This is a genomic window from Enterococcus devriesei (genome assembly GCF_001885905.1).
GTDB classification, from domain to species: domain Bacteria; phylum Bacillota; class Bacilli; order Lactobacillales; family Enterococcaceae; genus Enterococcus_A; species Enterococcus_A devriesei.
The window spans coordinates 139,101-163,586 of sequence record NZ_JXKM01000002.1 but is presented as its reverse complement, the minus strand read 5'-3'; the positions used below and the strand labels follow the sequence as shown (position 1 = coordinate 163,586).

At 41.2% G+C, this 24,486-nt stretch carries 28 protein-coding genes and 1 riboswitch; of the genes, 2 read left to right on the top strand and 26 right to left on the bottom strand.

Annotated elements, in window-relative coordinates:
- Nucleotides 1-18: 18 nt before the first annotated feature.
- From RV00_RS03355 to RV00_RS03325, 7 genes are all read right to left on the bottom strand, one after another.
- Nucleotides 19-513 (bottom strand): dihydrofolate reductase, encoded by a 495-nt coding sequence (locus RV00_RS03355; RefSeq protein ID WP_071861193.1) that lies wholly within the window; start codon nt 511-513, stop codon nt 19-21.
- Between the two features lie 37 nt (nt 514-550).
- Nucleotides 551-2,431: an ABC-F family ATP-binding cassette domain-containing protein gene (locus RV00_RS03350; RefSeq protein ID WP_071861192.1), complete on the bottom strand. Its 1,881-nt coding sequence runs from the start codon at nt 2,429-2,431 to the stop codon at nt 551-553.
- Between the two features lie 114 nt (nt 2,432-2,545).
- The gene (locus RV00_RS03345) at nt 2,546-3,127 is read right to left on the bottom strand and encodes a MarR family winged helix-turn-helix transcriptional regulator (protein WP_071861191.1); all 582 of its coding nucleotides are present in this window, start codon (nt 3,125-3,127) and stop codon (nt 2,546-2,548) included.
- Between the two features lie 194 nt (nt 3,128-3,321).
- Nucleotides 3,322-3,774, bottom strand: a complete 453-nt coding sequence (locus tag RV00_RS03340; RefSeq protein ID WP_071861190.1) for a hypothetical protein — start codon at nt 3,772-3,774, stop codon at nt 3,322-3,324.
- A gap of 71 nt (nt 3,775-3,845) precedes the next feature.
- The gene (locus RV00_RS03335; RefSeq protein WP_071861189.1) at nt 3,846-4,208 is read right to left on the bottom strand and encodes a thioesterase family protein; all 363 of its coding nucleotides are present in this window, start codon (nt 4,206-4,208) and stop codon (nt 3,846-3,848) included.
- Nucleotides 4,205-5,422: a CCA tRNA nucleotidyltransferase gene (locus RV00_RS03330; RefSeq protein WP_071861188.1), complete on the bottom strand. Its 1,218-nt coding sequence runs from the start codon at nt 5,420-5,422 to the stop codon at nt 4,205-4,207. Before RV00_RS03330 ends, RV00_RS03335 begins: the two co-directional genes overlap by 4 nt.
- On the bottom strand, nt 5,419-5,769 hold the full coding sequence (locus tag RV00_RS03325) for a nucleotide pyrophosphohydrolase (protein WP_071861187.1): 351 nt from the start codon (nt 5,767-5,769) through the stop codon (nt 5,419-5,421). The genes RV00_RS03330 and RV00_RS03325 overlap by 4 nt, the downstream gene beginning before the upstream one ends.
- Before the next feature lie 113 nt (nt 5,770-5,882).
- Here RV00_RS03325 and RV00_RS03320 point away from each other — a divergent pair, with 113 nt between their 5' ends.
- Complete coding sequence (locus RV00_RS03320) at nt 5,883-6,773, top strand: YitT family protein (protein ID WP_084133222.1); 891 nt, start codon at nt 5,883-5,885, stop codon at nt 6,771-6,773.
- A gap of 46 nt (nt 6,774-6,819) precedes the next feature.
- On the opposite strand, the gene RV00_RS03315 is transcribed toward RV00_RS03320, so the two are convergent.
- The 12 genes from RV00_RS03315 to RV00_RS03260 all read right to left on the bottom strand — a co-directional run bounded on the left by RV00_RS03315 (nt 6,820) and on the right by RV00_RS03260 (nt 19,070).
- A complete protein-coding gene (locus tag RV00_RS03315; RefSeq protein ID WP_071861186.1) occupies nt 6,820-7,443 on the bottom strand; it encodes a DUF3862 domain-containing protein in 624 nt (207 codons plus the stop codon).
- 200 nt (nt 7,444-7,643) lie between these two features.
- Nucleotides 7,644-8,189, bottom strand: a complete 546-nt coding sequence (locus tag RV00_RS03310) for a YpiB family protein (RefSeq protein ID WP_071861185.1) — start codon at nt 8,187-8,189, stop codon at nt 7,644-7,646.
- 12 nt (nt 8,190-8,201) lie between these two features.
- Complete coding sequence (locus RV00_RS03305) at nt 8,202-9,449, bottom strand: tetratricopeptide repeat protein (RefSeq protein WP_071861184.1); 1,248 nt, start codon at nt 9,447-9,449, stop codon at nt 8,202-8,204.
- Nucleotides 9,450-10,502, bottom strand: coding sequence for a hypothetical protein (locus RV00_RS03300; RefSeq protein WP_071861183.1), 1,053 nt, complete (start codon nt 10,500-10,502; stop codon nt 9,450-9,452).
- Between the two features lie 126 nt (nt 10,503-10,628).
- Nucleotides 10,629-11,354, bottom strand: coding sequence for a hypothetical protein (locus RV00_RS03295; protein WP_249024051.1), 726 nt, complete (start codon nt 11,352-11,354; stop codon nt 10,629-10,631).
- Nucleotides 11,355-11,639: 285 nt separating this feature from the next.
- A complete protein-coding gene (locus tag RV00_RS03290) occupies nt 11,640-11,915 on the bottom strand; it encodes an HU family DNA-binding protein (protein WP_010739427.1) in 276 nt (91 codons plus the stop codon).
- Nucleotides 11,916-12,144: 229 nt separating this feature from the next.
- Nucleotides 12,145-13,455, bottom strand: a complete 1,311-nt coding sequence (der, locus tag RV00_RS03285; RefSeq protein WP_071861182.1) for a ribosome biogenesis GTPase Der — start codon at nt 13,453-13,455, stop codon at nt 12,145-12,147.
- A gap of 386 nt (nt 13,456-13,841) precedes the next feature.
- Nucleotides 13,842-15,065: a 30S ribosomal protein S1 gene (gene rpsA / locus RV00_RS03280; RefSeq protein WP_071861181.1), complete on the bottom strand. Its 1,224-nt coding sequence runs from the start codon at nt 15,063-15,065 to the stop codon at nt 13,842-13,844.
- Between the two features lie 146 nt (nt 15,066-15,211).
- Nucleotides 15,212-15,883: a (d)CMP kinase gene (gene cmk / locus RV00_RS03275; protein WP_071861180.1), complete on the bottom strand. Its 672-nt coding sequence runs from the start codon at nt 15,881-15,883 to the stop codon at nt 15,212-15,214.
- Nucleotides 15,884-15,965: 82 nt separating this feature from the next.
- Nucleotides 15,966-16,637: a LysM peptidoglycan-binding domain-containing protein gene (locus RV00_RS03270; RefSeq protein WP_071861179.1), complete on the bottom strand. Its 672-nt coding sequence runs from the start codon at nt 16,635-16,637 to the stop codon at nt 15,966-15,968.
- Nucleotides 16,638-16,705: 68 nt separating this feature from the next.
- Complete coding sequence (locus tag RV00_RS03265; protein WP_071861178.1) at nt 16,706-18,100, bottom strand: RecQ family ATP-dependent DNA helicase; 1,395 nt, start codon at nt 18,098-18,100, stop codon at nt 16,706-16,708.
- Nucleotides 18,087-19,070, bottom strand: a complete 984-nt coding sequence (locus tag RV00_RS03260; protein WP_071861177.1) for a helix-turn-helix domain-containing protein — start codon at nt 19,068-19,070, stop codon at nt 18,087-18,089. Before RV00_RS03260 ends, RV00_RS03265 begins: the two co-directional genes overlap by 14 nt.
- A 30-nt stretch (nt 19,071-19,100) precedes the next feature.
- Here RV00_RS03260 and RV00_RS03255 point away from each other — a divergent pair, with 30 nt between their 5' ends.
- Complete coding sequence (locus RV00_RS03255; protein ID WP_071861176.1) at nt 19,101-19,313, top strand: ferredoxin; 213 nt, start codon at nt 19,101-19,103, stop codon at nt 19,311-19,313.
- A gap of 291 nt (nt 19,314-19,604) precedes the next feature.
- On the opposite strand, the gene RV00_RS03250 is transcribed toward RV00_RS03255, so the two are convergent.
- From RV00_RS03250 to fur, 7 genes are all read right to left on the bottom strand, one after another.
- Nucleotides 19,605-20,198 carry an ECF transporter S component gene (locus tag RV00_RS03250; RefSeq protein WP_071861175.1) on the bottom strand — a complete coding sequence of 198 codons (594 nt, stop codon included), beginning with the start codon at nt 20,196-20,198 and terminating at the stop codon, nt 19,605-19,607.
- A gap of 118 nt (nt 20,199-20,316) precedes the next feature.
- Nucleotides 20,317-20,435, bottom strand: a riboswitch (FMN riboswitch).
- Between the two features lie 63 nt (nt 20,436-20,498).
- A complete protein-coding gene (locus tag RV00_RS03245) occupies nt 20,499-21,218 on the bottom strand; it encodes a pseudouridine synthase (RefSeq protein ID WP_071861174.1) in 720 nt (239 codons plus the stop codon).
- On the bottom strand, nt 21,218-21,799 hold the full coding sequence (gene scpB / locus RV00_RS03240; RefSeq protein WP_071861173.1) for an SMC-Scp complex subunit ScpB: 582 nt from the start codon (nt 21,797-21,799) through the stop codon (nt 21,218-21,220). The genes RV00_RS03245 and scpB overlap by 1 nt, the downstream gene beginning before the upstream one ends.
- Nucleotides 21,796-22,542: a segregation/condensation protein A gene (locus tag RV00_RS03235; RefSeq protein ID WP_071861172.1), complete on the bottom strand. Its 747-nt coding sequence runs from the start codon at nt 22,540-22,542 to the stop codon at nt 21,796-21,798. Before RV00_RS03235 ends, scpB begins: the two co-directional genes overlap by 4 nt.
- Nucleotides 22,529-22,909, bottom strand: coding sequence for a GNAT family N-acetyltransferase (locus RV00_RS03230; protein WP_071861171.1), 381 nt, complete (start codon nt 22,907-22,909; stop codon nt 22,529-22,531). The genes RV00_RS03235 and RV00_RS03230 overlap by 14 nt, the downstream gene beginning before the upstream one ends.
- A gap of 59 nt (nt 22,910-22,968) precedes the next feature.
- Nucleotides 22,969-23,859, bottom strand: a complete 891-nt coding sequence (xerD, locus tag RV00_RS03225; RefSeq protein WP_071861170.1) for a site-specific tyrosine recombinase XerD — start codon at nt 23,857-23,859, stop codon at nt 22,969-22,971.
- A 114-nt stretch (nt 23,860-23,973) separates the two neighbouring features.
- On the bottom strand, nt 23,974-24,429 hold the full coding sequence (gene fur / locus RV00_RS03220; protein WP_071861169.1) for a ferric iron uptake transcriptional regulator: 456 nt from the start codon (nt 24,427-24,429) through the stop codon (nt 23,974-23,976).
- Between the last annotated feature and the right edge of the window lie 57 nt (nt 24,430-24,486).

Sequence of the window (24,486 nt, the reverse complement as noted above, 5' to 3'; positions counted from 1 at the left end):
CTTGAAAGAACTGCGCGATTAAGAAGTTATTCTTTGATAGGTTTCAAAGCGATAAAGATACGGATTTTTTTCATCCTGCTGTCCTTCGACACTTTCGGTTAACTCCCATTGTTCCCACTCTACGGTTGGAAAATAGGCATCTCCTTCAAAGTCAGCATCGATGACTGTCCGATAAATTTTTTGGCAATCAGGCAGAAATTCTTGATAGATCGCTGAGCCCCCGGCAATAAAAGTAATCCCGGCATTTTTTTCAGCATAGGCCAAAACTTCCGCTGGCGAATGCATGATGATCACATTCGGTGCTTGATAGCTTTGATCACGAGTCAAAACGATCGTTTGACGATTCGGTAACGGACGCCCACCCATGCCTTCAAACGTTTTTCGTCCCATCACTAACGTGTGATTTAAGGTAGTTTCTTTAAAAAAGCGCAAATCATTTGGCAAATGCCATGGAAGCCGATTGTTCTTTCCAATCAGCCCATTTTTATCTTGTGCCCAAATCGCAACCAGCATATTGCTCCTCCTAAATATTCGTTCGTTTAGCTGACACTCAGCTTCCTTCGACAATTTCACTTAAATATTCCCAACGAGTCATTTTTTCTTCCAACGCTGCTTCTGTCTCGTCTAATTCTTTTTGCAAGGTTTGCAGCTTAGTAAAGTCATCTCCTTGATGATTCATGGCTTCCGTCAGCTCGTCTAGCTTGCTTTCCAAGGTGGCAATATCTTCTTCAATCGTGGACCATTCTTTTTGTTCATTGTAAGAAAGTTTTTTCTTCCGTTCTGGTGAGTGCGGCTGTGTCTTTACTTTAACTGCTTTCTCTTCTTTCACCGGGGTTTGCTGCGCCAAATAATCCAAAATTGAACCAAAGTAGGAGACGATCGCACCTTCTCCTTCGAAGATCAATAACTTTTCAGCCACTTTATCTAAGAAATAGCGATCATGAGAAACGGTGATCACCGCACCCGCAAAGTCTTGCAGATAATCCTCTAAAATCGTCAAGGTAGCGATGTCCAAGTCATTTGTTGGCTCATCCAATAGTAAAACATTCGGCTGTTGAATCAATAGCTTCAACAAATAAAGTCGCCGTTTCTCACCGCCGGACAACTTGCCGATCTTTGTTCCGTGCATGAAACGAGGAAATAAGAAACGCTCCAATAGTTCCGCGACACCAATTTGTGAACCATCGCGCTGCTTGACTTCTTCCGCCGCTTCTTGTAAATAAGCGATCATCCGCTTTTCTGGATCTAGTGCTTCATTTTGTTGTGTGTAATAAGCCAAGCGTACCGTTTCACCTACTTCAAGCACCCCGCTGTCTAAGGTTAAACGCCCGGCTAATAAATTTAACAAGGTCGATTTTCCCGCCCCATTTTTTCCGGTGATCCCTAAGCGTTCTTTCGATTGGATCAATAAATCAAAATGGCTGAGGATCTTTTTGCCTTCAATCGTAAATGAAGCATCCTTCATTTCTAGTACTTTTTTCCCTAGCCGCGTAGTTGCGATGTTCATTTCAATCTGTCCATCATTTTGGACTTGATGAAGGTTTTCCTTCAAATCTTCAAAACGATTGATCCGCGCCTGTTGTTTCGTGCTGCGGGCCTGAGCTCCGGCTCGCATCCAAGCCAGCTCTTGTTTATATAATTGCTTGCGTTTACCTTCTTGTTCGACCGCAACCCGATCACGTTCGGCCTTTTCAACGAGGTAGGCTTCATAATTGCCGTGGTACTCATACAACTGCCCAAATGACAGCTCAAAAATGCGATTGGTTACACGATCTAAAAAGTACCGATCATGAGTCACCATTAATAATGAGCCTTGATAATGTTTCAAATAATTTTCCAACCATTGAATCGCATCATAATCTAAATGGTTGGTAGGTTCATCCAACAATAATAAATCTGGCGAATCAATCAGTACTTGCGCCAAAGCCACGCGCTTGATCTGACCACCAGATAGTTGACCAATCTGTTGGTCCAAGGTTTCGATGCCTAGTTTATTTAAAATCGCTTTTGCTTCACTATCAGCCGTCCAGGCATCTTGTTTGTTCATCGCTTCTTCCGCCAGAGTAAACTGACGTTGGGCAGCAGCACTGTTATTCTCGGCTAATTGTAGCAAAGCCTTTTCATACGCTCGTACGGTCTGCATCAAGGGATTATTACCTTGGAAAACTGCGTCTAGAACCATTGTCTCAGCGGGAAATTGCTGGTCTTGCGCTAAATAGCCGATCCGATAATCACTGGCTTTTTCAATGGCTGAAATATCGCCGTCCCCACTGTCACGACCAGCTAAGATCGCTAGCAAGCTGGATTTTCCAGTGCCATTAACACCGATCAAGCCAATCCGATCCTTTTCATGAATCAAAAAAGAGATCCGATCAAATAAAGTTTTATCACCAAAGGTTTTAAATAATTCTGTTACTTTCAATTCTTTCATTTTGAACCATCCTCAAAATTTCTCTTCGTTATTGTAACAAAAAAAAGCCGTAAAGGAAATTTTTCCTCTACGACTTCACTAGAATTAAGTGATCATTCATTGTACAAATATTGATTACCAGTTAAAGCCATCAAATTCAGAAAAATGATGAGCCTTTCTTGCTCCATGACCATGTGGACCGCCAAACCCATGATGACCCCCTCTATGAGAGAATCTCGGATCATCAAAATCACGTCCGCCACCAAAGGTTTCTTCGGATTCTTCCTCTGAAAAATGACTTTTTAGTGTATTTGATAGTTTTTCTACTAGTCGTGACCATTCAGCTTTTTCTTCGTCAGTAAAGTCTGCAAATAATTCCTCACCAAAATCGGGACGCTCAGAAACCTTTTCAGCTTCAGCCTTGCCTAATTCAGTTAAACGAACAATCATTACACGACGGTCCGCTTCAGAAGCTTCACGAGTGATCCATTCTTTGTCTTCTAATTTTTGTAGTAGTTCACCCACTGATTGTGGACGCATATCTAAGACAAAGGTTAATTCTTTTTGGCTGATTTCAGGATTTAGTTTCAACAAAGCTAAAATGCGTCCTTGACCACGATGAGGCCCCATCGTATGGTTTTTAGCTGCGCGACTGCGCAAGTAACGATGCAAGTCATGTTGTAATTTCATAAATTGTTCATTCATTTGGTTTTCCATAATAACTCTCTCCTCTTTAAAAATAATCGTTTTCCAATAAAAATTTGAAGCAAAGCTTTTAGAGAGGTACCTTACATAAATATATAATACAGGTACCTTCTTAAATTAGCAAGAGTATTGTTGTTTTTATTACGGTACCTTAATAATTACTTAAAAAAAGACAAGTATTCAAACGAATACTTGTCTTCGTGCTATTAAAATGATTCGCCATAGACTTCATCAACCGTCTTGGTTGGATCAATCACGATGTAAAGGCTCTTAGTCTTTTCAGAGACTTTCGTTGATTGATATACGTTGTCTAACCCTTCAGTGTCTTTGTCTTTATAAGGGAAGTAAACGGAATCTGGATGTCCTGCACGGTAAATGATTTCCATCCGTTCGATGTCTTCGAATTTACGGGCACGTTCAAACATCCCCATTTCTAAACCACCTAAATTGATGTCTGAAGTTTGAACATGGTCGCCTTCTTGATAAATTTCGATCTTGAAGCCCGCACATGGATGGATTTCAACAAACTCACTACCGTGAATTCTTCCAAAACTTGTCGTAATTTGCTTGATCCACAAATCACCAATATATCGACGATCGATCGTCCAAGTTTCCCCATTACGGAAATAGAACTTTAAAGCTGTCATTTCTCTTGCCATTCTACATTCTCCTCACTACTAATCTAGAATTAGTTTAGCACACCTTGAGTAAACGGTCACATGTTGTGCTTCTACTTCAATTTTTCTAAAAAATCTGCCGTTTCGACAATCACTCGTTGATGACTGGCACTCCCAATTAAGGTCGCTTGATCATAAGCTCTGATCGAAAAAGACAGCTTCTGACCGTCAACATCAGTAAGCTCGGCTTCAACCTTGATTTCAGCCCCAGTGGCGCTTGGTGCAAGATGTTTCAAATCAAGCTTGAAACCGACCGTTGTTTGTCCTATAGAAAGCCCGTCAGCCACGAAGCTTTTTGCACAATTTTCCATCATGGCAACTAACGCAGGTGTCGCTAAGACTTCTAAATCACCAGAGCCCATTGAACGTGCCGTCTGATTCTTTGCCACTTGATATTTTTTGGTCAGTGTCTTCATATCATTCTCCTTTTCAAAAAATCTGTCGCATAGGCCAAAAGCACTGCTTTTTCATTATTTAAATGACCTTCAACTACTTCTTGTTCCAGCGCTTTCAAGGTCGTACTGATCCACGGTCCGCGAGGATAATCAAAGTTACTCATGAGATCGTTCCCTTTTAATGCAAGATCCTTCAAGGAAAAGATCGGTAAATATTGATACAGTAAGCGGACCTTCGCTAAATTCGGTTCCCGCTGAAAATAATACAATAAGTACTCCACCGACAAAGCCAATTCTCGGCCAAGCTGATACAAGGACCAATTGTCCCACTCATGGATTAGTCGGTAATGAAGTGCTGGAACCATCTGGCTAACTTCACGAATCAACTGATTGGAACATTTCCACTCCTTCATAAACTGCCGGATCTCTTCTTCACCAAAATTCAGCATCGTCATTAACAAGGTCCAGGCTTGGCGTTCAGTTGGAATTGCCGGCCCCCGCAACTCAGCGAAATTCAGTAATGCATCACCATGTTCTCGTAACCCCGGACAATAAATATAACACTCAGATTCCACAAAGGAGCGCAGACCGGCTTCCCGAAACGAACCCATCATCAATTTAACGAACTCCACGTTGATTCGTTCCACTGAAATCTTCGCCAACAATGAATGGTATTCTTGAATCGCTTCGAAAGTTTCTGGTTCCAACGTAAAGCCTAAATGACTGACAAAGCGTAACGCCCGCATCATTCGCAGCGCATCTTCATGAAAACGTTCATAAGGATTTCCCACTGCCCGCAAGACCTTATTTCGCAAATCACTTAAGCCGTCAAATAAATCAATCACATTGCCATCAATTCCCACCGCCAACGCATTGATTGTAAAATCCCGGCGTTTCAAATCTTCCTTTAGTGAACGAACAAACTCAACATGATCTGGTCGACGATAATCTTGATACGTTGATTCAGTTCGGAAGGTAGTGACTTCATAGGTGGCTTCCTTTGTGACAACCATCACGGTGCCATGATCAATACCGACATCGATCGTTCGGTGAAATAATTCCTTGACCTCAGCCGGAAAAGCACTGGTGGCGATGTCGACATCATGGATTGGTTTGTTCAGTAAAATGTCGCGAACGCTTCCTCCGACATAATAGGCTTCATAACCGGCATTTTGTAATTTCCGTAAAATCGGCATCGCCCCTTGAAATTCTAATGGCAAGGCTTCTAGTCTCATTGTGCGTCACCTTCCGTCTGACCATCTTTTCGTTCAAAGCGGTAACGATCCCGCTGGTTAAATTTATGCATATTGCGATCAAAGGCTTCCGTTAAATCAATCCCTAAAGAGTTAGCCATAATAATCGTGACGAATAAAACATCACCTAATTCTTCTTCAACAGTCTTCGGTTGCTCTGATGCTTTTTTGCTTTTCTCACCGTAATAATGATTGATCTCACGAGCCAGCTCTCCGACTTCTTCGGTCAAACGAGCCATTTGACCTAATGGGGAAAAATAACCTGTCTTAAACTGTTGGATATAATCATCAACTTCTTGTTGCATGATTTTCATTGTCTTTTGTTTCATCAAACCACCTCAAACCTATCTTATCAAAAAACAGTTTTCTTTCCTATCATGTTGTTGTAACAATCTATATTTCGTGCTATGTTGGATGAGGATAAAATTTGAGGGGGTGTCGTATGGAAACGACTATGACTACACGGATTAAGGAAATTTTATTTATTGTGGTGGGTACAGCTATATATGCCTTTGGATTGGTTTACTTGAATATTGCCAACCATTTAGCAGAAGGTGGCGTTACCGGTATCACCTTGATCATTCGCGCCTTGTTTGGTATCGACCCTGCGTATACAACATTAATTATTAATATACCTTTGATTTTAATCGGTGGGAGAATTTTGGGAAAACGTTCTTTTTATTACACCATTCTAGGCACGGTTTGTTTATCCGTCTTCTTATGGATCTGGCAACGTGTACCATTCACAATTAATTTAGACCACGACCTGTTTATCGTCTCGATTTTAGCTGGTTTGTTCGCCGGTTTTGGCAGCGGATTAGTTTATCGCTACGGTGGAACAACTGGTGGAGCAGACGTGATCGCCCGCATCTTGGAACAGAAATTCGGTCTGACGATGGGAAAATCCTTATTAGTTTTTGATATTATTGTTTTGATCTGCTCATTGACTTATCTAGATTTGAAACGCATGATGTACACCTTGATTGTTTCTTTCGTATTCAGTCGCGTCGTAGACATTCTTTCTTCCGGCGGATATGCAGCCAAAGGTGTCATGATTATCACCAATGAAAGTAACGTGGTCGCTGAATTACTAATGGGCCATCTGGAACGGGGTGTAACCTACCTGCATGGCGAAGGCGGCTTTTCTTCTGAAATGAAACGGATCGTCTATATCGTAGTTTCACAGCAAGAGATTAACGAGGTTAAAAAAATAGTTCACTCCGTGGATGAAAAAGCTTTTATCTTAATCAGCAATGTTCATGATGTTGAAGGAGAAGGCTTCACTTATTTAAGGCCGCAACGGCGCCGCTTCACCTTGAAACGAACTACTTAACATATCAAAAAGAGGACTTCCACTTATCGCGGAAGTCCTCTTTTATTTATTCTCTGTCTGTTTGATTTTTTGTCTTAGCATTCCCATCAACAAATTCAATTGTCGTAATTACTTTTTTATTTTCATCCGTCACATTGTTCCAGTTATAAATTTCCACCATTCCATCAGAGTCTCTGTTAGCACCTATGCCCTCCGGTTTACCAAGCTGTTCCAGTGCCATTTGTTTGGTGTACGAGCCATCAGTTTTTAGGTCGCCAAATTGGGCCTTAGATAGTTCTTTTTCGTCGGCTGTTTCTAACCCATCGATCGATTTTCCAACTACTTTGTCATCAATAAAGGAGATGACAATCGATTTTGCTCCAGCGGGCTTGTCCCAAGTGATCACATCTGTCGTGATTTCTTTGGCCTTGCCCTTATCTTCTTCGCTGACTTTTCCAAAAAACTGCTCAACTTCTGTTTTTGCTGTTCCGCCTTCGCCTTTGTTTTCCGCGTCACCTAGTGTAATTGAATCAAAATCCTGCATGACTTGATCCGCATTATCCGCTTTCATTTCACTAGACGATGAAGATTGGCTGGCTGAACTATCACTCGTGTCATCGTTGTTTGAACAACCACCAAAGAGACCCATCGTCACCACTGCCAAGACAGTCAATAAAAAATATTTTTTCATTAAAACCCTCCGTTTCTTTCTATTCTCCTCGGCGATACTAATTACCTGTTTCACAAATAATAGAATAGAAATTATATTTAGGACTTACTATTAACTAAATCGTATCATATTCCAGTGATTAAGTGAATTCTTTTTATATTTTCACGATATTCCCATAAAAATAGCAAGCAGGATTTCCGACTGCTTGCTAAAATCATTCATCATTCATGTAAAGTTAATTTCAATCGATTCAATTCATCAGACAAGATGAGGAACGACTCCTTATCGCCATCCTCCAACGCAAGATCAATTTGTTTCTTCAACAAGTCCGCCTGCGCTTCTTTCTCTTGATGCTTCAAATAATTCTCCACCTCTAAGACGATCTCTTCACTAACAGTATCGTTCCAAGAATTTTCGGGATTATCCTCCAAGACCGATAAGTATTGGGCATTTTGCCAAGAGTTGGGGAAGACACACTCTAAGTACAAAGGCTGCTGCCAATGTAGGCGAATCTCATGAAAAATTTGATCACTATTCGTAAACTGCTGACCCTCTACCGTAAGCACCATGGGATCTTCACGTTGAGTGATATCGCGAAAAACGATGCCGCGCTTCGTATTCAAGGCGCCTTCAACGATATGCACATTCCGCAAAATGGCTTCGTGATTAATTAAGTAGTTCAAAATCCAAATCACTTCTCGTCGTTGAAAAGACACATTGTTGATCAACCAAACAAGAAATTCACGTTTTTCAGCTACATCGATCATCTTCTCACCTCTCTACTCTTCTAATAAGGACTGCACCTCTAAATCTCCAGGCTCTAATTGTAGGTAACTTGTTAACACTTTACGAGCCAACTCTATTTGACCGTCTTCTCGTAAAAAGAGACCATAAGCTTTTAAGAAATCTGGCTCATGAGCCAAATCTTCATAAGCTTGCTTGTAGTACGTACCTGCCGCCTCAAAATCTTCTAATTCATTATAGGCTTGCGCTAAATTCCAAGCAGCATAAGGATTGTCTTCTTCATCCATTTGACTGATCATTTCGATCGCCTTATCAGGCTGTTCTTCATTCAAATAGAGATTACTTAACGTTAGCAACGTTTCATCAGTCTTCTCACCTGTTTCAAGTGCTTGCTGTAATAATTCCTCCGCCTTTTTACTGTCTCGTAAACGATAGGCGATCTCGGAAGCTAAATGCAGCAGTTCGACTTGATAAGGATTTTCTTTGATGCCTTTTTCAGCGACAGTCAAGGCTTCTTCTAATAATTCTTCTTCCTTCAAACTGTCTGTCAAGTAATAATAAACACTTTGATATTGCGGATCAAGGGTTTCTAATTCTTGCAAATAATTGATGGCTTTTTGATGATCATGGAGCTGATAATAAGTGAAGCCTAGCTGGAATAAACGATCGGAGGTGTGCTCCTTCTCTAAGGCTCGTTCTAGAAATGGAATCGCTTCTTCAAAGCCTCCCATCATACTGTAGGCTGATCCGATTCGTTCATCAATCGAAATATTAGCGATTTCATCGATTCCTTGCTTTTGCAGTTGTCCATAATCATTAATGGCCTCGCCTAATTGATTAGTAGAAAAATGCAATTCAGCTAAAGCAAAAGTAATCAATGGTTCTTCTGGCGCTAATGTTTTAGCTTGCAATAGTTTCGCTTCACTAACTTCTGGAATCCCCAGTACTTGATAAAGATCGGCAGTCACTAATAAGCTCTCTAAATAATTTTCGCTATCTGGCTGGATCTGTTCTAAATATTCAAAGGCCTTATCAATATCGTCTTCTTCAATCGCGATTTCTGCCAATGAAAGATAAAACATATCCTCCTCAGGAAAGTCCGCCAATAATTTCTCTAAAATCCGTTGTGTCTCGCCCAAAAAACCTAAGCTTTGTAGTTCCTCCGCTAAACTAGCCAATAATTCTGGTGAATCTTTTTTTAATGCTTCTTCAAACATTAAATTCGCTTCGGATAATTCTTCTTCTCTTAATGCCGCTAGCATTTTTTCGCTATAACTTGCCATCTATTCTCCCCTGATCTCTGTGACGATTTTTTGATACACTTCAAAGGTCTGAAGCAATTCTCTTTGTGTCGGGATTTTTTCAGTCCCGACTTCGCCGATTTGATTCAATCCTAACAAAGGTTGCTCCTCGGCTAATACAATAATCTGCTGACCATAATCAGCCAACGAGATTCCCGCTGGCACAATGATTGGAAATCCTAATCGCACCAACCATATCATAAAATTTTTAAAATTGAAATGAACATTACCTGCAACAACATTCCACGCTAATTCAAAGAGTAATCCAAACATCGTCTTCATACTATTAGACAATAAGGAGCCGTTTTCTGTTTGAAAAAAGGCCCGCTCAAAGGTTTTGCCAAAATTACGCAATTGTTCACTATGAGTACCATAATAATTCAACAAAGTCTCACTAAAGGCGGCAAAAGATTGCTGCAGCAACTCGTCTCTTGTCGGAAAGTTCAGGTATAGGCTTTGTAAAAAGGAATAATCGCAAACGATCCCGCAACGGATCAAAGTCAATAGATCTACCATTTTACCGGTCGTTTGCTGGTCCGCCAACGTATGGTCAAATAAAATACTGTGAGGTGCTTCGGTGATTTCCATTACTGTCATCATAGTCTTATCAGAAACGATTTGATCCACAAAAGATAAACTCTGGGCAAAGGAACGTAAGGAGACCGGTAGCAGGCATAGCTCCGCTTCGATCGGCGTAACATGCTGCGTGAAGCCTAACAGCTCCATTACCCCTTCATTTCCGATTCCAAAGAAAATCGCCTGCTTTGATCCACGGAAGCGTTCTAAAAAGCGAGTCAATTCTTGAAAATTCTTCATCGTGTTACAGTACCGGTTGTTCGTTGTGATGTACCACTCATGATCACTGGTTTTAGGAATAAATTGGCGCAGCTTCTCCGCAAATAAATCATAATACCGCTGGTTCCCACAAAAAAGGATCTGTTTGTTGGTCAAGTCTTTCTTTCGCATCATGGAGGCCACTGTCTCACCATAAGTAACCGGTGTCTCAAATTTGCTATTTCGATAGCGTACTTCCATTTCCAACACCTCGCTTATTTTCATTTTATACTACAAAAAAACCTCTCGCAACAAATCTGCGAAAGGCACATGAAGTTTTATTTTTTTTCTGATTCAAAAATCCCCAAAACCTTCAAACTTAGCAATTTATTGAATTGCCGTCGAGCCTTGCGGCGTACTTACTTCCGGTTGTTGATTTTGCGACGGATTCTGTTGTGGCTGGCTTTCCGGTTGAACCCCCGGCTGACTAGAAGCAGGTTGTGAATTTGGCTGCTGTTGACTTTGACTCGGCACGGTCTGTTGCGGTGTTTGCTGTTGATTGGGTTGGCCTTGTTGTGTCACCGGCTGTTGGTATTGCTGATTCGCCTCTTCTTCTACGCGCGATAATTCCTCGTATGTCAGCACCCCATCATTATTCAAATCTGAAGGTGAAGGAGCTTCCTGGATTACCCGCTGCCCGTTTGATAAAACTCGCAGCACTGTGACATGCTCTCCCCACGGCGTTACTAACACCTCTCCAACACTTGAGGTATCTTGTGTTTCTGTTGGTTCCGCCGAAGCGGTTGAGGTAGAAGAGGTCGCTTCCGTCAACGATAGCGCCCGTTGAGGAATTGCTTCTTCCCCAGCAGAGCCATAAAAATATAAACCCACTAACATTCCAAGTACCACTACCGGAACGGAGACCAACAATATAATAAAATTACGGCGTTTTTTCTTCTTTTCTTCTCGTTCTAATAAAGCATCCGCCTCTATAAAGGCTTGACGCCACTTAGGATCATGCTGTCTTCTTGCTAAAAATTCATATGAATGCCAAGAATCATTTCGTTCAACATAAAATAGTCGCTCCTCCGACATCGCTTCCCCTTCTTTCACTACTTTTTCTCCTAATTCAATTTTATCCTATGTAGAACTTTTCGTAAAATAAAATATAAGTTAAAAACCTTATTAAATAACCCACTTATATAGAAATAAACAATAATTAATGGATTACTACATATTTGAATAAATACTACATTGATAACAAAGTGGAGTCACAGCACTTGGAAGAACAATCTGCAAAAGCCAGTCGCTATTTAGTCTCTTTTCAGCTTTTTTTACCTTTCAAGACAAAACAAAACCCGTCAGAGCCCTAGAGCCCCAACGGGTTTGTCGCTGCAATTATTTAACTGCGTCTTTTAGCGCTTTACCTGGTTTGAATGCAGGTACTTTGCTTGCTGGAATTTCGATTTCTTCACCAGTTTGTGGGTTACGTCCTTTACGGGCCGCACGTTCACGTACTTCAAAGTTACCGAAGCCGATCAACTGAACTTTTTCACCGTCAGCTAATGCGCCTTGGATCGTTGAAAATACAGCATCGACAGCAGCGGTAGCGTCTTTCTTAGTTAAGTCAGTAGCTGCTGCAACTTTTTCGATCAATTCTGCTTTGTTTGCCATGAATGAATTCACCTCCTGAGAAATGAGTAATGATGTTTAAAACATCGACTGATAATTGAGTGGTCCAACCATCAGCTTTAAAATATTGATTTGGTCAATATTCTGTTATAACGATAGCATATGAACCTTGTGATAGCAAGGTTTTTAGCTATTAATGACATAAAATTCATTGTTGTTTTAGCATTTAAGAAAAATGATTGTCACAAAAATAAAAGTATGATAAAATGCCTTATTTTCTCCGTCGAGGGATTATTTTAATCGGTGTTCCCTGAAACTCAAAGGCCTTGCGAATTTGGTTCTCTAAGAAGCGCGCGTAAGAAAAATGCATCAATTCTTCTTCATTTACGAAAACCACAAAAGTCGGCGGCTTAACTGCAACTTGCGTCGCATAGAAAATCTTCAAGCGTTTGCCTTTATCTGTCGGAGTCGGATTAATCGCCACGGCATCCATAATAATGTCATTCAGAACAGAAGATGGTATACGCAAGTTTTGATTCATGCTGACTTCTTCAATCATTAACGGGATTTTATTTAACCGTTGCTTCGTCATCGCAGAAACAAATACGATTGGTGCATAGTCTAAATAAGCAAACTCATCCCGAATCTCTTCTTCAAATTTCTTCATCGTATTAGTATCTTTTTTGACTAGATCCCATTTATTAACGACGATGATCACACCACGTCCCGCTTCATGGGCGTATCCGGCAATTCGTTTGTCCTGCTCACGAATTCCCTCCTCCCCATTCAGAACAACAAGTACAACATCGGAGCGATCAATGGCCCGCATCGCCCGCATGACGGAATACTTCTCGGTATTTTCATAGACCTTCCCGCGTTTACGCATGCCGGCAGTGTCGATCATTGTAAATTCTTGTCCGTTTTCACCGACGAATTTTGTATCGATCGCATCACGGGTCGTTCCTTCGATATCAGAAACGATCACTCGATCTTCACCTAGGATTGCATTGATCAAAGAAGATTTCCCAACATTTGGACGTCCAATCAAACTAAATTTGATCGACTCGTCTTCTTCTTCCTCGTTTTCGGCTGGAAAATGTTTCACGGCTTCATCTAGAACATCTCCTAGACCAAGACCATGACTGCCTGAAACGGGATAAGGTTCTCCTAAGCCTAATGAATAAAATTCATAAATTTCATTTCGCATTTCCGGGTTATCTACTTTATTAACCATCAGGATCACTGGCTTTTTACTACGATATAAAATTTTCGCAACCGCTTCGTCCGCATCAGTCACGCCTTCTTTGCCGCTAGCGACTAGTAAAATGACATCAGCTTCATCAATCGCGATTTGCGCTTGTTGCTTGATTTGTTCCATGAATGGTTCGTCACCGATATCGATCCCGCCAGTATCAATGATCGAAAATTCATGGTCTAACCATTCACCTTTGGCATAGATCCGGTCACGGGTAACACCGGGAGTATCTTCAACAATTGAAATGCGTTCGCCGGCAATTCGATTAAACAACGTTGATTTGCCGACATTCGGACGGCCAACGATGGCAATTGTAGGATTTGACATAATTTGATTCCCTCGTTCCTATTAATCTAATAACTGATTCGTTCAAAAAAAATGAGCTAGAGGCTCATAGTAACTACTTATTTTAGTATAGCTATTCACCAAGCTTCAACACTTGGCGTTCCGTTAGCAAAACATACTTTAAAAATTAGTGTAATATCAAATGATTGGCATAAATTTCCACAAAATCTATTCTTCGCTTCCATTACCTATCCTTTAGCTCTCCCATAAAAATAAGGAGCAAAATTAGCAGCTGACTCTCTTTTTTCAAATTCTCCTTAGTTTAACTAAGAAAAGTCCTTCTTGCAAGGGAAGGAGTGTTTTTTCATTCATATTTTCTTAAAAATAAAAAAAGACGTGCACCCGGCACGTCTTCAATCTTTCGTTACTTACTCTTGTTCTTCTGAGTCGTCGTTTTTCAACGCATCGCCTAAAATATCACCCATTGTGAAGCCAGTATTTTCTTCTGGCATTTCATAATGTTCTTCTTCAGCTGGCTCTTCTTTGGCTTCTTCTGGTTTTTCTTCCAAAGCTTTGATAGAAAGAGCAACGCGATGATCTTCAGGATGAACTTCCAAGACTTTCACTTGGACTTGATCCCCTTCATGTAATACTTCATGAGGAGTCGCAATATGTTTATGTGAAATTTGAGAAATGTGGACTAAGCCTTCAACCCCTGGGAAAATTTCAACAAAGGCACCAAAGCTCGTCAACCGTTTCACGGTTCCTTCAAGAACAGATCCAGGTGCAGCCTTTTCTTCAATATCGGTCCAAGGTCCAGGTAAATTGGCTTTGATCGACAAGGAGATCCGTTCTTTTTCAGGATCAACCGACAAGACTTGGACTTCGACTTCATCGCCGACGCTCAAGACATCTGCTGGTTTGGCTACGTGGCTGTGAGAAATCTCTGATACGTGAACTAAGCCATCGATTCCGCCAAGATCAATGAAGGCACCAAAGTCAGTCAAACGGGCAACTTGACCTTTGATAACTTGACCTTCATATAGGTCTGCTAAGATTTCTTTTTTCTTCTCAGCTTTTTCAGCTTCTACCACTGCTTTATGAGATAGGATCAAACGATTCTCAGATGGTTCGATTTCGATAATTTTAAATTTCAATGTTTTTCCAGTGTAGACTGAAAAATCATCAACGAAATGATCATCGATCATTGATGCTGGAACAAAACCGCGAACACCAACATCAACAACAAGACCGCCTTTCACGCTGCTTGTTACAGGTGCTTCGATAATTTTTCCGTCTTGGAATTCTTGCTCGATATCTTCCCAAACTTTTTTCGCATCTAGGCGACGCTTAGAAAGAAGGTAGCTCCCATTTTCTTTGTCTTTTCCGATAGAAGAGATAACGACTAAATCAAGAATATCGCCAACCTTGACTTCATCATTGATATCTTCAACAGGCAATGTTGAAAGTTCTTTGGCCGGAACTACACCTTCTACTCCCGCACCTTCAATACCAACGATTACTTGTTTATCTTCTAAGGCGAGCACCTCACCTTTAACAATATCGCCAACTTGAACTTCATGCACACTTTCCATTGCTGCTTCCATGGAAACATTTTCGTTGTCCATTGAATTTTGTTCTAAATCTGTCATGTCGTTTGTCCTCCTTACCAACAATTCTGCGTAAAATACACTACAATATCTATTTTAGAATAATCCAGATGAAAAATAAAGCGATTTCTTCTTTTTTTCGAAAAAATTAGTAGAATTACGCTTTATTTTACAACATTCTCAGTAAATTAAAAACCTTTTGCTTCGATGATGCCTTTAATCTTCGTCACTACCTGTTCGATCGACATGCCGGTCGTATCGACTAATTCCGCATCCTCTGCTTGAATCAAGGGCGAAACTTCACGATGTGAATCTAAGTAATCGCGTTTTGCGATTGCTTCTTTAATCGTTTCGAAATCCATCTGAATGCCTTTTGCTTGGTTTTCTTTATAGCGACGTTGTGCTCGCTCTTCTACACTAGCAACTAAAAAGATTTTTACTTCAGCTTGTGGTAAGACTGTTGTACCGATATCACGCCCATCCATGACGATTCCGCCGGTTTGGGCTAGTTGACGTTGCGCTTCGACTAATTCTTCTCGAACCATTCCATGAGCGGACACTTCGGAAACTGCCGCTGTGACATCTGGTTGACGAATCGCTTCAGTCACTTCTTCATCATTAACGAAAACCAATTGGCCGTGTCCTGATTGTTTGAAGGTGATAGGATATTTCTTTGTCAGTTCAGCTAAAGCCGTTTCGTCTGAGAACGCCACTTGATGTTTGATCGCTAAAAAAGTGACCGCCCGATACATTGCGCCGGTATCGACATAAATAAAATTGAAGTCACTGGCTAACAGCTTGGCCACCGTACTTTTTCCTGATGATGCCGGCCCGTCGATTGCAATTGAAATATTTTCCATATTCTGCCTCTTTTCAATAAATAAGCCGTAATCACAAAGGACTACGGCGAATTGATTCTTTTGTATTATCTAGTATGAAAACCTAGTTTATTCTTAATTGATCACCAGGATTGATTGGAGGATCGAAGCTACCATTTGGTAATAACGTTCTTCCATTTAATTCAGCTAATCTTTCAACTGAAACTCCATTGCGGTCCGCAACTTGTTTTAGTCCATCACCTTGTTGTACTGTAGCAGTTTGACCTTGACCTTGATCAGCTGATGAAGACGGCGTTGTTTGTTGTGCTGCTGCCGCAGATTGAGAAGCTGCTGCTTCGGCTGCTGCTTGAGATTGCGATGCCGCTTGTTGTTCTGCCGCTTGTTGTTGCGCCGCTTGTTGATCCGCTGCTTGCTGGTCAGCCGCTTGTTGTGCTGCTGAATCGCTTGAAGCGGTGCTTTCTTCTGTACTGCTCTCTGTGGCGCTTGATTTTTCAGTTGAAGAAACTTTTGACACTTGCGTTGTACTCTCTGGAGAGGCCGCTGGCTTGTCGTTATCACGAGTGATCCAGAAATAGGCGCCAGCCGGAATCAAAATAAGGGCTAACAATAACGCGACTAGAATCGTTAAGAATTTCGTATTCCCGCCACCGTTATTACCTCCACCGCTGCTACGACGAGATTGGCTGCGTGAATATTCTTCTTCACCATCAGATTCATAAATATGTTGATCCCACGGTTCGTTGTTCGTATCATTATAGCGATCTTTTCTACTCAATTTCTCTAACCTCCTAAATGCTATCGTCATGTATTATATCATAGCACAAAAAAAATTTGCGGCAATTTTTAATTTTTCGTACTAATTTTATAAATTTTTTGAATTATCTCCTGCCACTCAAGTCGTCCCTCACTATTGTCGGGTTTCACTTTGTTAAATGTAAGAACCGCACCGTCATTGTCACAGCAATCAGGATTTTTTTGCTTTAGTGTTTCATCAAAATAAGCCACCAAAAATTCACGGCGACAGTCGTTCGTCGCGATATAATCCAGCATTTTTTGTAGTTGGAGCTTTTTCGTCAGACCCCGCTGATTCAACAAGTTCATTAATTCCTGCTCTTCATTAGGGAAAAACTGCTCCCATTTTTTGATCAACGGGTCTTCGAGGACCAGATCATCGATTTTCTGTTTAATCTCAAACAGTTTTTTCGATTGATTGGTCTGCTCTTGCAAAAAATGATGAATGTATTCATCCCCATCCTCATATAGCAAAATCGCCTGGCTTGGTCCGCCATCTCGGCCAGCCCGACCGACTTCTTGTAAATAATTCTCTGGCGAATCCGGTAGATCATAATGGATCACGAAGCGAATATTGTCTTTGTTGATCCCCATTCCAAAGGCATTGGTTGCAATTAGAATCCGTAGCTCTCCCGCTAAAAACTGTTGCTGCAGCATTCGCCGCTCTTGTCCAGTCAGACCACCATGATAATAAGCAATCGCCTGCTGTCCCTTAAAGGCTTGATACAGCTCCTCTACTTTTTTCCGCGTCGCACAATAGATGATTCCTGAGCCCGATAAATTGGTGACTAGCTCTTGTAGCTTTTTGAATTTTTCCGTTTGATAGACAAAAAAACGGATATTCGGTCGGTCCACTGAATAAATGAATTCAGCCGCTTGCTTCGTTGGAAATAGCAAACGCTGAATATCTTTTCGCACCTCGTGAGTCGCTGTCGCCGTTAACGCTAATACCAATGACCCGCCGATAAAGGTGATCCCATCCGCCAGCTTCAAATATTCTGGTCGAAAATCGATCCCCCACTGCGAGATGCAATGGGCTTCATCCACGACGATCAAGGCCAGTCGAGCCTGTTGCAAGGTCTGTTGGACATTCGGGGTCAAAAACATTTCCGGACTCATAAAAATAAATTTATACTGATGCAATCGGCTTAACACCCATTGTTGCTCCCAAGTTGAAAGCAAACTGTTCAAGGCGACTGCCCGCTTTTCACCAAGGCGCTGTAGTTGCGTCACTTGGTCCTCCATCAAGGAAATCAAAGGAGAAATAACTACTACCGTACCATCCAGCAAATAACCAGGGAGCTGATAACACAGCGATTTACCTGTTCCTGTCGGCAACATTCCTAAAACTGATTCACCGCTTAACAGTGTTTCAATAATTTCTCTTTGCCCTGGTCGAAACTGATCGTAATTAAATTTGTCTTTTAGTAATTTAGTCAGTTCCATGGTTACTCCTTAAAAAATGAATTTGTGAGAGACGGAAATTCAAATAAGACAAGTCGTAGTCCTGATAATAGGCGTCAATCACCTGTTCTTTCTCTAGCGCTGCAAAATCCAACAGCTCAAATTCCTCAAAAGGAAACGTTGGGTCTAGTAGTGCCCATTCAATAAAATGATCATTGATCGTGCCTTGCTTCAAGTGGCGCAAGTCTAAGATTTCCGGTAAGCTTTTTCCGGCTAGAAAAAACTCCCGTGTCTTCAGCATACTTTGATTGATGTTTTGTTGATCTAACGCTGCGATCAAGCGGCTCAGCTCTCCCTGATCGAGCTTTGCTAAAAAGAGATCAATAGAACGCTGAGTATACAACAAACGCCACGGCTCAGTCCGGTCTGCAAGCAGTTGAAAGGCCGCCTTTCCTTGAAACTGATGTCCGGAAAATTGATTGGCTAAGAAATTAGCATTTTCCGTCGGCAATTGCTGCAAGGCCTCCATAAGTTCCTGTCGAACCCTTTCCACCAGTCCAGCATCAGAGGTGCTTAACCATTTTTTTAATTGCTGTAAATAATAGGGGCGATTCTCGATTGGCAAATACTCTTTTTCCCCAAAAGACCAATGGCTCGTTACTTGCACAGCAAATAAAATCAGCTGCCAAACAGTGTCTCGCATCCGACCATAACGTAGATTGTTTAAACCGTTTAGATCCATTGACCCTTTAGCCAAATGCTGCTTTCCTGCTTCAGTTAGCCGACCATAGCCGTCATCCATGGTGATCAATTGCTGATTCATTAATTGCTGCAGTTCCTTTTGAAAATCTTCTTCCTTGAGTTGCGGAAAAGAACCTAAATAGGCTAAATTATCGTAAAAAAATCCATGAAGCAAAATTGAACTAGTTCGTTTTCCTACTAATAAATGGTATAAAGTAGAGATTCTTAACTTGTAGCCAGTCTGAAATAACGTTAAAATAAACAAAGTCATAAGAATAATTCTCCTGTGGAAGGTGAAAAAATGAAATGCGAAATCATTCCTGAGCGCTGTATTGCCTGCGGCTTATGCCAAACGATTGCGCCAGAAATTTTTGATTATACTGATGATGGATTGGTGTTATTTGTCGGAGAAAAGGAAGCCACTCACGAATTTATCCCCACCAAACAGCAAGACGCTGTCATTCAGGCCGCAAAACGCTGTCCATCCCATGCGATTTTATATCAGAATTCATAATAACATATTTTAAGCACGGCTTCGTAAATGGACTATTTTTTTACAAAATTTGTCCATTTACCCTTGGATCAGAAAGGCTTTCGCGAACTCGCTCAGCTTTTGAGCAATAAGACCAAACTATTTCAAAATTGCTTCTCAAATTTCGAAATAGTTTTACTTATTGCCGATAAAGCTAGTTCGTGAAGCCGGACATGAATATACCTGCTGTAAAGCGATTTATTCATTTGAAAATTTTATACTTTCTTCATAGACGAAAAAAATCTCAGACAATTTGTCTGAGATTTCTTTCTTTTAAACTGAATGGTGCTGTGAGGTCAACGTTTTTTTCGATAACCACGGAAGCAGCTTAGCATGCAACACTAAGAATACCCCGCTGACAACGAGTCCTTTGACAATATTGAATGGCACGATTCCAACCAAAATATATCGTCCTAAGCCCATACCTAGCATTTGTCCGGCTGAAAGGCCAAATGCTTTTAAGTAAAGTGGCGTAATCACGAAATAGTTCGCCACACTCATAAAGAGCGTCATAGCTAAAATCCCTAACCCTAGACCCACGACCCGCTTCGAAGCCGTCTTCTTTCTAAACAGTAAGAAGATTGGCAGAGTGTATAATGAAGTGGCGAAAAAGCTAGCAAAATCGCCGATCATATTATCGAAAGAAAAGCCAGTCATCGTCAGATGCAGTAACGAACGAATAAACGCCGTCGCAATTCCTGTCACCGGACCAAAAATAAACATGTTAATCAATACTGGAATGTCGCTAAAATCGAGCTTTAAAAATGGAAACATGGGAACGATTGGAAAAGCGATAAATTGTAAAATCAATCCCATTGCTGCTGCCACCGCGACTGCCGTCATTTTTTGTAACTTTAAGTTCTTCATTTGAATTCCTCCGTTTTGGAATCATCTTCAACGAACTATTTAAGCAATCTTCACACAAAAAAACTCTATGCTTCAGAAAAAGCATAGAGTTACTTGAATACAGACTCACTCAAATAAGCTCTATCTTCTTTATCCAGACTCTACTGTCGGTATCGGAATTGCACCGAATCGGCTGCTTGCGCAGTTCGCGGACTATTACCGCCGGTCGGGATTTTCACCCTGCCCCTGAAGACGAACCTTAAATTATTTTTATTGTAAGGTAACTATAACAAGTTTACTATCAAAAAACAAGTAAAAAACTTATTCTTTCGATTGATTCAACAATGTGTTGATTTCTTTCGTATTTAGCCGACGATATTCACCAGGACGCAAACCTTTTAAGGTCAAGTCACCATAGCGCTCCCGCTTTAATTTTTGGACAGGTAAGCCCACCGCTGCCAGCATATTTTTAACTTGATGATTGCGGCCTTCATGGATGGTCAATTCCACAATACTTGTTTCGGCCTTTTTATCGGTTGAGAGAATCTCAAAACGAGCGGGTGCCGTCTTTTTCCCTTCGATCCGAACTCCTTTTGTTAATGGATATAACGTTCTTTTTTCTGCGAAGCCTTTAACTTTTGCTACATAGACCTTATCGATTTGATGTTTTGGATGGGCTAAACGCTGAGAAAAATCGCCGTCATTAGTCAAAAGCAAAATCCCTGAAGTATCATAATCCAAACGACCAACCGGATAAATCCGTTCTGGAACAGCCGCGAAATAATCTGTGACGACCTTGCGCTTTTTATCATCCGCTACTGCCGAGATAACGCCACGTGGTTTGTAAAACAAATAATACACGGGCTCTTCTTGATAGATTGGCACACCATCGACTTCAACCAAGTCTTTCTTACCAACCTTAGTCCCTAATTCTTTGACAACTTCTCCATTGACTTTGACTCTTCCGCCGGTTATGTAATCTTCGGCCTTGCGTCTTGACGCGATGCCCGCGTGGGCGATAACTTTTTGTAATCTTTCCATTATTGTCCATCCTCTTCTTTAAAGCGATCATAAAACAAATCAAGCGGTTCTTCATCATCCGCTAAATCTTCTTCCATTTTTTGCACGTCTGGCAAGTCTTCCATGTCCTTCAAGCCAAAATAATCCATAAAATAAGTGCTTGTTCCGTATAATATTGCTCGACCTGGACCGTCGACCCGACCTTTTTCTTCAATCAATTGACGAGCCACCAGTGTTTGGACAGCTCCACTGGATTGCACCCCTCGCAGCTCGTCAATCTCTGAGCGCGTCACCGGCTGTTTATAGGCGATGATCGAAAGGGTTTCTAGTGCTGCTTGACTCAGCCGGTTAGCTAAAGGTGAGCGGGCAAAATCCTTCAATAACGGTGCAAAAACTTTTTTGGTTGTTAAAACAAAATGATTGCCCACTTCTAATATAGTCAGTGCGGAAGCTTCGTTGCTTTCATAATTCTCCTTCAATTCGCTAACCGTTTGGTAGATTTCCGGTGTCGATTTTTTTAACGTGAAAGCTAATTCTTCCAGCCCGATTCCTTCTTCTCCTACCACAAAAAGTATGGCTTCGATTTGACTCAATTGATTCATAAAATGGCTCCTTTAAATATCAAAATCGGCGCATAGGTTTCCGCTTGTTTCGCTGTGGCTTGGCCTTTTTTCATTAATTCCAACAAAGCCATAAAGGTGGTGATCACTTCGTCCTTAGTGTATTGCACAAAAAAAGACTCCAAGGTCAGCCCTTCATCTTCTGACAGTTTTTCTAAACGGCTGCCGATCTCTGCAACTTTTTGGTCAACAGTGATTGTTTCTGTTGTAACTGTTGTCTCAACCGGTTGATTTCTTTTTTTACGCTGCAGCACATCGTGGAGCGCCAAAAAAAGATCAATCGTATTTAGCTGATTCTGCGGCAATGGTAAAATCTCTTCCTCATAATCCGAAAGATCCATTGGTGCCTTTGTATAAAAGAGACTGCGCTCCTGTTCCTTTTCAGATAAAACAGAGGCCGCGTATTTATATTTGCGATATTCTAGCAACTGTTGGACCAATGCTTCACGAGGATCTTCGCCTTCCTCTTCCTCATATTCAAAGTCCAACTCCTGCTTAGGCAATAACATCTGACTCTTGATTGACATCAACGTAGCCGCCATCACTAAATATTCACCCGCTACTTCCAGCTCCAGTGTCTTCATTGTATGGATAAAATTCATATACTGCTCGGTGACATCAGCAATCGGAATATCGTAAATGTCGATCTCCAATTGCTGAATCAAATGCAGCAACAAATCCAGTGGACCTTCAAAGACATCTAATTTTAAACTAATCGATTCCATCGTTTGACCGTACCCGCTCCTGCCATTTCGCTAAAAAAGTACACGTGGCTGGTGTACCAATTATTTTTTGATCGGGAAATAGCTGTTGCAGCTCGTTCATCATTTTAAAGCCGACACCTTCTCCGCGATAAGAAGGGTTTAAGCTGATATCATGCAGCACGATTTCCTGATCTTCCAACTGACTGATCCCAATCACTCCTTGGACATTGTCAGATTGTTCATCGTAATAGCAAAAAAGATTATAACGATCATCTTCTTGATAAGTATCAATCTCTTTTAGTAAATGCTGCTGATCTTTTAAATTGGCATGGAAGCTTAAAAGACCCATCGCGATCTTTCGTTGATTTTTTCGATAATCCGTTAACATCATTTCTCCTCCTTATTCATTTTAAGGAACTTTTCATTCAAATAGGGTTATTGCTTCTTTTAGGCTCTTGGGAAAAATTCCTTGTAGACTTCCGTCATCCGTCGTTTCGTAATATGCGTATAGATCTGGGTCGTAGAAATGTCCGCGTGTCCCAATAGCTCCTGAACCGTCCGCAGATCCGCCCCATTTTCAAGCAAATGGGTCGCAAAGCTATGACGTAGTGTATGGGGCGTGACATCCTTTGTAATTTCCGCCTTGATTACATATTGCTTGAGGTTTTTCCAAATCCCTTGGCGACTCAAGCCATGTCCGTGATTATTGACAAATAGATACGGCTCATTTGGCGTTTTCTTCGTCATTAACGGGCGAACTTCCGCAAGGTACCGTTCCAGCCAATGGATGGCGTAATCACCTAACGGAACGATCCGTTCTTTATCCCCTTTACCGACTGTTTGCAACAGACCCATCTCTAAATGGATATCACCCAGCTTAAGGCTGATTAACTCACTGACCCGCAAACCTGTCGCATACATTACTTCCAAAATGGCGCGGTCGCGAATGCCTAAATCAGTAGTCGTGTCTGGTGCTGCAATTAAACGCTCCACTTCAGCGATGGAAAGCGTCTGAGGTAGCTTTTGAGCCTTTTTAGGACTATCGATATGCTGCATCGGATCATGATCTGTATACCGTTCTTGACGTAGAAACTGATGAAAACGACGTAGGCTGGAGATCATCCGGGTTATCGTCGTTGAAGCTTTCCCCGCTTCGGTTAAACTTCCTAAGAAAGCCACAACAAGATATCGATCAACTGCTTGCCATTCCGTAATCCCTTGTTCAGTCAAGAAGGCCAAATATTGTTTCAGGTCTCGTTGATAACTGGTACGAGTATTTTCGGAAAGTCCTCGTTCGATCGATAAAAAATGCAAGTATTCTGTTATTTGTTCTTCCATTTTTTCACCACTTTCCGCTTTATCATACCAAAAAGTCCCTTGAAATGATAGCACGTATCTTGACAAGGGACTCTACAATTCTATTATAACTGATTCGAATTTTTTCTCGAAACTTTACGCTTCTTTTTTTGCTTGGCAGCTTTGGCAGATCCCATGGAAAGTCAAACGATGATCCTTCACCATAAAATGAAAGCGTGATTCTACTACCCGTTCCACCTCACCTAGTAAATCCTCTTCGATTTCTTCGATGTTGCCGCATTCCAAACAAAGCAAATGATGATGAAAATGTTCCGCGCCTTCCTTGCGCAGATCATAACGCGCCAAGCCATCATCAAAGCTGATTTTATTGACGATGTGCAGCTCTGTCAAAATTTCCAATGTCCGATAGACGGTCGCTAACCCGATCTCAGGACTTTTTCTTTTCACTAAAAAATAAATTTCTTCGGCGGATAAATGATCCTTTTCATTTTCCAATAAAACGAGAACGGTCGCTTCACGCTGAGGGGTTAATTTGAAGCCAGAATCATGAAGTTGCTTTTTAGTTTTTTGTAAAGCTAGAATTGCGTTCACGAGAACCCTCCTCAATCTACTTTATAATAATTATAAATAAAACAATGCATTACTGTT